We start from the raw sequence: 7,797 nt of genomic DNA, 5'->3' as shown, positions 1-7,797 counted from the left end.
TTTGCTATTTTGGTTAAACTTCATGTGGATACCTCCGTAAAATATTAGGGTTTAGTCGTCTTAATTTTACATCGAGGTATCTTTTTTTTTCAACCATTTACTTTTTTATTATACAGGAATGCTCCTTTTATTTTTAAACTTTTATCACGAATTACACTAATTATTATAAAATCTATAAAACGCAGATACTATCTGAAAACTCACTAAGTTTTAGGTCCTCTTTGTGAGCTCTTTTTTCCTTTGTGGCCTTCGTGTCCAATATTTTAAAAATTAATTTGTTCATGTTAATTTGTGCTATTTGTGACTAGTCTTTTTCTTCTTTTTATTTTAATTATTCATTTTCAATTATCAATTAGTTTTACCTTTGTAATTTTTTTCAATACAGATCTTATTCCCAGCTCAAATAATAAAATCCCGGCTATATTAAAGAAGATAAATAGGATAGCATAGACCGATCCGACTATCTTATCCCCGCTGCTTAAATATGGAAACATAAGGATTGGCAGGGTAATTATCTCCCCCCCTCCTATAAGAAGGGTCAGAATATATTCCGACAGAGATATCAATATGGATATTGTTGACCCGATTAATATCCCGGGGATCAGTATGGGCAGGATAATATACCTGTACATCTGAAATTTTAAGACACCGTCAATAAGTGCAGATTCTTCCAATCTTTTGGGAAATCCTTTGAAACTCCCATACAGACTGAGAAGTACATAGGGAAAACTGGGGATTATGTTTACTAAAATTACTCCTAATAAATTATCTGTTAACCCGTAGATTATCATACTCCGATGGATCCCCAGTACAGATGAAAGGGACGGAATTATCAGGGGAGCAAATAAAATTATCATATAGATCCCCTTGAATCGGCTTTTTTTTCTGAATAAAAATCTAGCTGCAGGTATAGCCAGAAATAGATTGATTACAGCCACCGTATAGGCAATGAACAGATTATACCCCATTCCAATCCATGTGGATCTGTTTTTCAATACATACTCATATCCATCTATAGAATAATTAGGAGGCAGTATCTCTCCAAACCTCCACCCGCTGGATATGGACCCCAGAATCAGGGGAATAAACGGGAATAAAACTGCCAGTATGAATACCAGCCCTGCTATTATAATTATTTTTCTAATTCTAATTCCACCCTTTCTCCCAGTGATTTATTCAATTTATAGATAAGCAGTGCCATACCGGCCGTTAGTAATATGATTATACTGTTTATTACCATTACCTCTCCCCTGTTGGCTATACTATTCCTTGCGTATTTTTCATAGGCTAAAACCGGCAGAGTTCTGGGGTAGGTTACTCCCAGCAGATACGGAACCTCAAATGAAGCAAATATATGAGCAAATACTACAAATAATGAACTGAGATAGATCGGGAAAATTATTGGAAATACCACCTCTTTAAAAAAATGATATCTATTTACTCCGTACACTTTGGCCACATCCAGCCATTCATTGTTTATCTTTATCATCGTTGAATAGACCATGAGGATCACAAAGGGACTGGCCTTCCATCCATAGGTCAATATGATTGAATATCCATGACTCTCATTGACTAAAACCGGGAATTCAGTCATCTTATGAATCCACCCCAATCTATGGCACAGGGTGGAGATAATTCCGCTCTGGCCAATTAAAATAGCCATCATATATCCTCCTAAAAGATAGGGGATATACATAGGCGAAAGTAAAAACATCTTTATCCCGTTTAATTTTGCCGGACCGACCTCTGTACTGAGGAGATAGAGGATATATATTCCCAAAAGAGATATTATTCCTACTAAAATTATAGAGCACAGACTCAGTCTGGCTGTATAAGCCAGAGAATTTAAAAAATCTCCCTTATTTATTATTTTTTCCAGCAGCTTATAATTAAATATCTGCTTAAAAGATTCCAGTATTCCACTCCAAAATAAGGCTGACATCACCACGATACTGGGCAGAATCCCCAGGTGTTCCTTAACCCTTTGCCACTTTCTCATACCATTCATCTTTTATCCCTTCCGTTACCTCTGGAGACAACTCCTCCAGTTGAGGTGAAAACAACTCTTCCTTTAATTTTTTTGTAACTGCCCCGTCTCCCCATACCGAAGACTTCATCTTCTCCTCCTGGGGGTCATTTGAGATCATATAGTTTATAAAAACCAAAGCTGCTTCTGGATTTTGTGTATTTTTAGCTATAGTCAGATAATGATTGTTTGTGAAACTCCCAACACTCATCACATATGGATATGTATCTTTGGGAAATTCTCCTAAAGCTACTTTATTTTCTACGATACTGGGAGTATAGCTGATAGTGAAATCAACCTCTCCACTGGCAAACAATTCATGATTTTTTTCTGAAGATTCAGGATAAGTTTTTCCTTCCCTCCACAGATAGGGCTTTATTTCGTTTAAGTAGTCCCATACCGGTCCCATCTCTTCCACTGTGAAATCATCTCTTCCCAACAGATCTACAGCCAGTGTCCTTATGAAGGCATTCCCTACAAAATCATTGGGATTGGAATAGGTAAATCTTCCTGGGTTTTTTATCACCCACGATCTTAATTCTGCTGCTGTCTTAGGAGGATTTTTTATCTCCGTTATCATTATAAAGTTAGCCTGTCCCAGAGGCGCTTCCAGTCCGTCTACCGGCTCACCAAAATCATTCCTAAGAGCATTTGGATCGACCCCCTCTATATTTGGAAGCTTGGAGTTGATATCTCCCAGTAAAATCCCGTTAGTTTTAGCAAATTTAAAATTTTCTCCATTGAGCCAGATAACATCGGTACTTCCATTTACTTTATTGGCTTCTTTCTCTACAACCAACTTATTCAGAGGCTGCCTGATATCCGTAACCGGTACTCTTTTTAAAGTTATATTATATTCTTTCTTCAGATTAGGAGCTATAAATTCATCATAATATTTATTAATCTCCTTACTTCCCCCCCACATGGTTATAGACACAGTCTGGCCATGAGCGTTTTTTTCAATCTCTTCCCAGCTCATACCCAGAACGTCTTTTTTCGACGTTTCTTCTTTTTTTCCGCAGCCTATCAATAAAAAACTCGTTAATATCAATAGAAATATTAATTTTTTCATCTCTTCCCCCCTCTAAATAATTGTGTTCTGCTTTTATTATAGCATAGTTACAGCCTTATATTCTGAATGTTTTTTGAAATAAAAATCCATACTGTCACCAAAAAAATCAAATTTTTTACCGGTATTTTAACCGATTTAAAACTAAATTATATTAAAGTTAATTTAAAATAAAATTTGCCCACCAAAGGCAGGCAAATTTCTTAACTTTAAGTAGATCCAGTATCCCAAAAGCTTATTTAATTTTTATTTTTTTAAGTTCCATCTTTATTTTGATAATCTTCGTTACCACCATAAGTCCCATAAAAATTAGTGATGCTATGATTGAATACTTTAAAACTATATCCCTGTCTCCGGATACAAATGCTCCTGCCAGCATCACATATACAGAGGTCCCCAGGAGGATAAATATTGTAGATAATATGGCATATTGCATAAATCCAATAGAAGTTAATCCATATACATAATTTTGGATCCCAAATGGAAAGATGGGTATCAATCTGGTTACAGCTAAAATAAACCATCCGTCTTTTTTTACCCCTTCATCTATTTTTTTAAATACAGCTGTGTTTCCAAACTTTCTCTCAATAGCTCCCCTGGCAACATATCTCGCTATCAGGAAAGATAAGGAAAGTCCTATACCTGCCCCAATAGCCGTATAGACAACTCCCATTATTGGCCCGAAGATTATCCCGCCGGCTATTGTGACAGGCAGTACCGACATCATACTTATTGTAATCACTATATATAGTATAATATATGCCAATGGTCCCCATACCCCTAACATAGTAATCACACTTTCTAATTTTGCCCTCTCTGTAAGGTAACTAAATAGAACTTTAAAAATGTTATCCTTCTCAATTTCAACATTTCCCCGGGTGGATTCATATACCGTCTGGGTAGTTGGTCTTGCTGCATATACTGAATAATCCTTTGATGTCGCAGGACCAGCCATTCCAATCATAAAAATGACTATAAACATTACAACAGTCAGCAGTTTTTTCATTTTAATCTCCTTGTATTTAAAGTAAGCACCGGCCTCTAAGATATTTTTACAAAATTAGTTTATTATAGCCACAATAAATATATCTTAGTATTGGATTATTTTCTTTTATTCAATTCTTTTTTAGATTTAAACCTGTTGATCCATTGTCTAACCGAACCTTGAGATCTTTTTTCTGCTGAAGCCTTTATATACCTGTCTCCAAACACCAGATCCAGGATATGCACAGAATCTTTTCCTGCATTTTCCATAGATTCCCTGCATGCAGCACAATAACTTACTATATGATCTGTCTTATATTCCGTTCCCCTCTCAGTTATAACTGCATGAGCTACTTCTGGGTTAGCCGGCATTACCATTCCTCCAAATCCGCAGCACCTTGTATTTCCCCTTGTATTTACAGACTCTTCGGTCTTATATCCCATCTGAGCTAAGATCCGTCTGACCCCATTTTGGATCTCCACATTGTCTCTCGTAGAACACGAATCATGGATACCAAATACCACATCCGAATCTTTTCCTATCTCCTTAGTCTGCTCAGGCAGTCCTAATTCCGGTAATATTTCCCATAAAGACCTTACCCTTTGATTGGGGCTGTGTTCTTTAAAGACCCTATAACATGACTGGCATGCTACGATAATTTCCTCTGCTCCTGTATCGTCTATAGCTTTCTGGACTGCAGCATATCTTTTTTCAAAAGCCTCTACCTGTCCCAGAGATTTTGTTGGTTTCCCGCAGCATTTTAAGACCGATCCTATCTCTCCATCATATTTTTCCTGTAAAAAGTCCAATATATTTCCCACTGCTTTTGAATTATAAGAAGGCAGGGAACACCCCGGAAAAAATATTCTTTTAGTTTTATTTCCCTTAGGAGCTTTATTGACTGTATTAAAGAAATTTGAATACCCTAAATATTGGTGAGCTTCTATTGCTCTATGACCCTTCATAGGTGATTTACCATTATTTCTCTTTATTTTTAGAATTCTACTCTCCATAAAGATATCCTGTATTTTATAGTCTTTTGGACAGGCAATTGTACACCTGTTACACATATTACATGAATATACCAGTTTATCCGGTATTTCATTTTTCGCTATACATTCCTTAAGAATTGACTTAGGATCTTCTCCAAATTCATTTAACATTATACAGTTTTTCATACAAGGTTTAGATTTACATTCTAAACAACCATCGATTATTTCTTCTATTTTTTCTCTAAGTTTTTCAGGAATCATAACTCTCTCCTAATTATTTATTTTTCCATTGGCATAGTTTTATCGCCACTCCATTCATAAATAGAACCTTCATAGTTTCTTACATTTTCAAAGCCTCCGGCTCTGAGGATCATAGTTGCATAACCTGATCTTATTCCCATAGTTCAGTAGAGTGTAAAATCATCTTTTTTAGAAACACCCATTTCACTCATTATCTCTTCCATCTCTTTTGGAGTCTTTAAAGTTCCATTTTTATTCAACAAATCTGTCCAAAGAAGGTGCTTTGCCCCTTTTATATGGCCGCCTCTAGGCTCTCCTGCATTTTGCGATCCATCAAATTCTTTTTTAGTTCTTACATCGATAAGTGTTGTTTTTCCTAAATTCTTATAAATTTCGTCCTTCGTTACCATAAAACTTCTGTCATAATCTTTTAAAGTCACACCAGTACTAGGTGTTGGTTTAACTGTAACATCATTCGTCATCTCATAACCAAGTTCTTTCCAATAACCGGACCCTCCATGAAGGATTTTAACATTTTTCATTCCTGCTAATCTTAATTGCCAGGCTGCACGTCCATCTGCTCCGGGACCTTTAAATAAATCGGAGTAGAGTACCACTATTTTTTCATTGTCTATCCCCAATGAAATAAGTTTTTTAGTCAGCTCTTCCTTTGATTTTATAGTCCCCCAACCTGGATCTCCTGGTTTTCCGACTTTTTCTGAAAAAGCATGGAATCCGATTCCAACTGCTCCTTTTATATGCTCTTTAGCGTATAATTTAGGATTATTACAGTCCAGTAATACTAAATTTTCTGTTCCTAATAACGTTTTAAGCTCCTCCGGGCTGATAAAATAATCTCCTTTTTCATATATGGAAAGATCTATTTTTTTTACTTCCTCAGCCGGTGATTTACCACAACCATTAAATAAAAAAACCATCAATCCACATAGAATAAGTAATCCCATGGTGTATTTTTTTCTCATTTTTCCCCCTTGTATTTTAGTTTACGTTTTCTAATCCTGTAGTATCTCTTGACTGTTTCTTATCATTCCAAACCTTTTTAAATAAAAATATTAATGTACTTATTGCAAATAACATAAGTAATCCAACCACTATTGTTTTGGTTGTACCTGTTAACATACTTCCAATGTATGAATAAATTATCGTTGCCGGCAGCTGTCCTATACCAGTTGCAATAAAAAAGCTGAAAAAACTCATAGAAGTTAATCCGGCGGCATAGCTGACAATATCAAAAGAAATAAACGGCAGTAAACGTGCTATCAATATTGTATATTTTCCATATCTATCAAAAAAATCATCTACACTGTCCAATGCATATTTACCGGTTAATTTTATCACTGCATCTCTTCCGTAAAACTTTGCTATATAAAAACAAAGTGCTGCTCCTGCCATGGAACTGGTCCATGATAAAAGAGCTCCTTTTACCCAGCCAAATAAACCAGCATTTGCAAAGGTTATTATAAAGGCTGGAAGGGGTGCTGCTATAGATTGTAATATCATCAATAAAAATGATACAACTGGTGCCCACATTCCAAATCCTAAAATATAACCTCTTGCCAAATCAACATCTACATTTTGAAGGATGAAAATAGCCTGATTGACATTTATTTTCACTGCCGGTATTAAAAAATATAACCCTGTTATGACTATCAAAACTCCTATTTTTAGCATCTTATCTTTTCTATACTTCAATTAATTAACCTCCATATACTATAATTTTTATTATATATAATAAAAATTTTCACTTTATTTTATGTCAATTTAAAATTAATGTAAATTTATACAGTTATCATTCAAGGCTTATTAAATTTAATCTATCCTATGGACATCTTTCTAGAATCAACTGAGGTTTGAATAAATTTTAAAAGCAATAATTTTCCGAGATAAGTCCGAATTTAACACATCACAAGTGACCCCCTGCTTTATCAAGGAGATTATATTTATGCATTAAGATTAAATTTTTATTGTTTTCTTCGTTTTTTAAAATGATTGTTAATGGGAACAGAGTTGTTCCGAAAGTAATTATTTAGGAATAGATAAAATATTAAGGTCAAAACATCTCGTTAATATGTTTATTTATATCCATCATAATTTTAAAATGGGTTGGAAGTTAAAGAGTGAATTGGAATAAATGTTTATAATATTGAAGCAGAAAGACTACCTAATATATCCTTTTTCAGATTCTAAAAGTTCCATCATAACTTCATCCAGAAGTTTATCGGCTATTCAGGCTCAATTAAATCTTAATTTAAACATAATTCCTCTCCTTTAAAAATTTATTTACATAATTTATACCACTTTTTTTCCAATTTTTCAATAAAAAATGATTTTTTAAATAACTTTATCGATATATAGCCGCCAACAAAATCAATTTTTTTTACTCTATTTTGCATTAATTTAAAATAAAATTTGCCCACCAAAGGCGGGCAAATTTCTTAACTTTAAATAGATGAAGTCTCTCGAA

Annotated in this window: 8 protein-coding genes; all 8 read right to left on the bottom strand. The window is 34.6% G+C overall.

Annotated features, from left to right (window positions below; all coding sequences use genetic code 11):
• Positions 1-341: 341 nt before the first annotated feature.
• The 8 genes from DYH56_RS13000 to DYH56_RS12970 all read right to left on the bottom strand — a co-directional run bounded on the left by DYH56_RS13000 (position 342) and on the right by DYH56_RS12970 (position 7,025).
• The gene (locus tag DYH56_RS13000) at positions 342-995 is read right to left on the bottom strand and encodes an ABC transporter permease (RefSeq protein WP_114643308.1); all 654 of its coding nucleotides are present in this window, start codon (positions 993-995) and stop codon (positions 342-344) included.
• 137 nt (positions 996-1,132) lie between these two features.
• Positions 1,133-2,008: an ABC transporter permease subunit gene (locus DYH56_RS12995; protein WP_114643307.1), complete on the bottom strand. Its 876-nt coding sequence runs from the start codon at positions 2,006-2,008 to the stop codon at positions 1,133-1,135.
• A complete protein-coding gene (locus tag DYH56_RS12990; RefSeq protein ID WP_114643306.1) occupies positions 1,977-3,098 on the bottom strand; it encodes an ABC transporter substrate-binding protein in 1,122 nt (373 codons plus the stop codon). Before DYH56_RS12990 ends, DYH56_RS12995 begins: the two co-directional genes overlap by 32 nt.
• A gap of 232 nt (positions 3,099-3,330) precedes the next feature.
• Positions 3,331-4,101, bottom strand: a complete 771-nt coding sequence (locus DYH56_RS12985; RefSeq protein ID WP_114643305.1) for a TVP38/TMEM64 family protein — start codon at positions 4,099-4,101, stop codon at positions 3,331-3,333.
• Between the two features lie 95 nt (positions 4,102-4,196).
• A complete protein-coding gene (locus tag DYH56_RS12980) occupies positions 4,197-5,333 on the bottom strand; it encodes a (Fe-S)-binding protein (RefSeq protein ID WP_114643304.1) in 1,137 nt (378 codons plus the stop codon).
• Positions 5,334-5,350: 17 nt separating this feature from the next.
• Positions 5,351-5,473 (bottom strand): rhodanese-like domain-containing protein, encoded by a 123-nt coding sequence (locus tag DYH56_RS16285; RefSeq protein ID WP_233500041.1) that lies wholly within the window; start codon positions 5,471-5,473, stop codon positions 5,351-5,353.
• 3 nt (positions 5,474-5,476) lie between these two features.
• On the bottom strand, positions 5,477-6,295 hold the full coding sequence (locus DYH56_RS12975) for a sulfurtransferase (protein WP_114643303.1): 819 nt from the start codon (positions 6,293-6,295) through the stop codon (positions 5,477-5,479).
• Positions 6,296-6,311: 16 nt separating this feature from the next.
• Complete coding sequence (locus DYH56_RS12970; RefSeq protein ID WP_199533030.1) at positions 6,312-7,025, bottom strand: TVP38/TMEM64 family protein; 714 nt, start codon at positions 7,023-7,025, stop codon at positions 6,312-6,314.
• Positions 7,026-7,797: the final 772 nt, after the last annotated feature.

This window comes from Psychrilyobacter piezotolerans, assembly GCF_003391055.1.
Taxonomy (GTDB): domain Bacteria; phylum Fusobacteriota; class Fusobacteriia; order Fusobacteriales; family Fusobacteriaceae; genus Psychrilyobacter; species Psychrilyobacter piezotolerans.
This window is presented reverse-complemented; position numbering and strand designations above follow the sequence as displayed.

Bases quoted from the DNA above. Each gene is read 5' to 3' on its own strand.
- DYH56_RS12995 (WP_114643307.1), bottom strand. From the start codon at position 2,008: ATGAATGGTATGAGAAAGTGGCAAAGGGTTAAGGAACACCTGGGGATT.
- DYH56_RS12990 (WP_114643306.1), bottom strand. From the start codon at position 3,098: ATGAAAAAATTAATATTTCTATTGATATTAACGAGTTTTTTATTGATA.
- DYH56_RS12985 (WP_114643305.1), bottom strand. From the start codon at position 4,101: ATGAAAAAACTGCTGACTGTTGTAATGTTTATAGTCATTTTTATGATT.
- DYH56_RS12980 (WP_114643304.1), bottom strand. From the start codon at position 5,333: ATGATTCCTGAAAAACTTAGAGAAAAAATAGAAGAAATAATCGATGGT.
- DYH56_RS16285 (WP_233500041.1), bottom strand. From the start codon at position 5,473: ATGGGAATAAGATCAGGTTATGCAACTATGATCCTCAGAGCCGGAGGC.
- DYH56_RS12975 (WP_114643303.1), bottom strand. From the start codon at position 6,295: ATGAGAAAAAAATACACCATGGGATTACTTATTCTATGTGGATTGATG.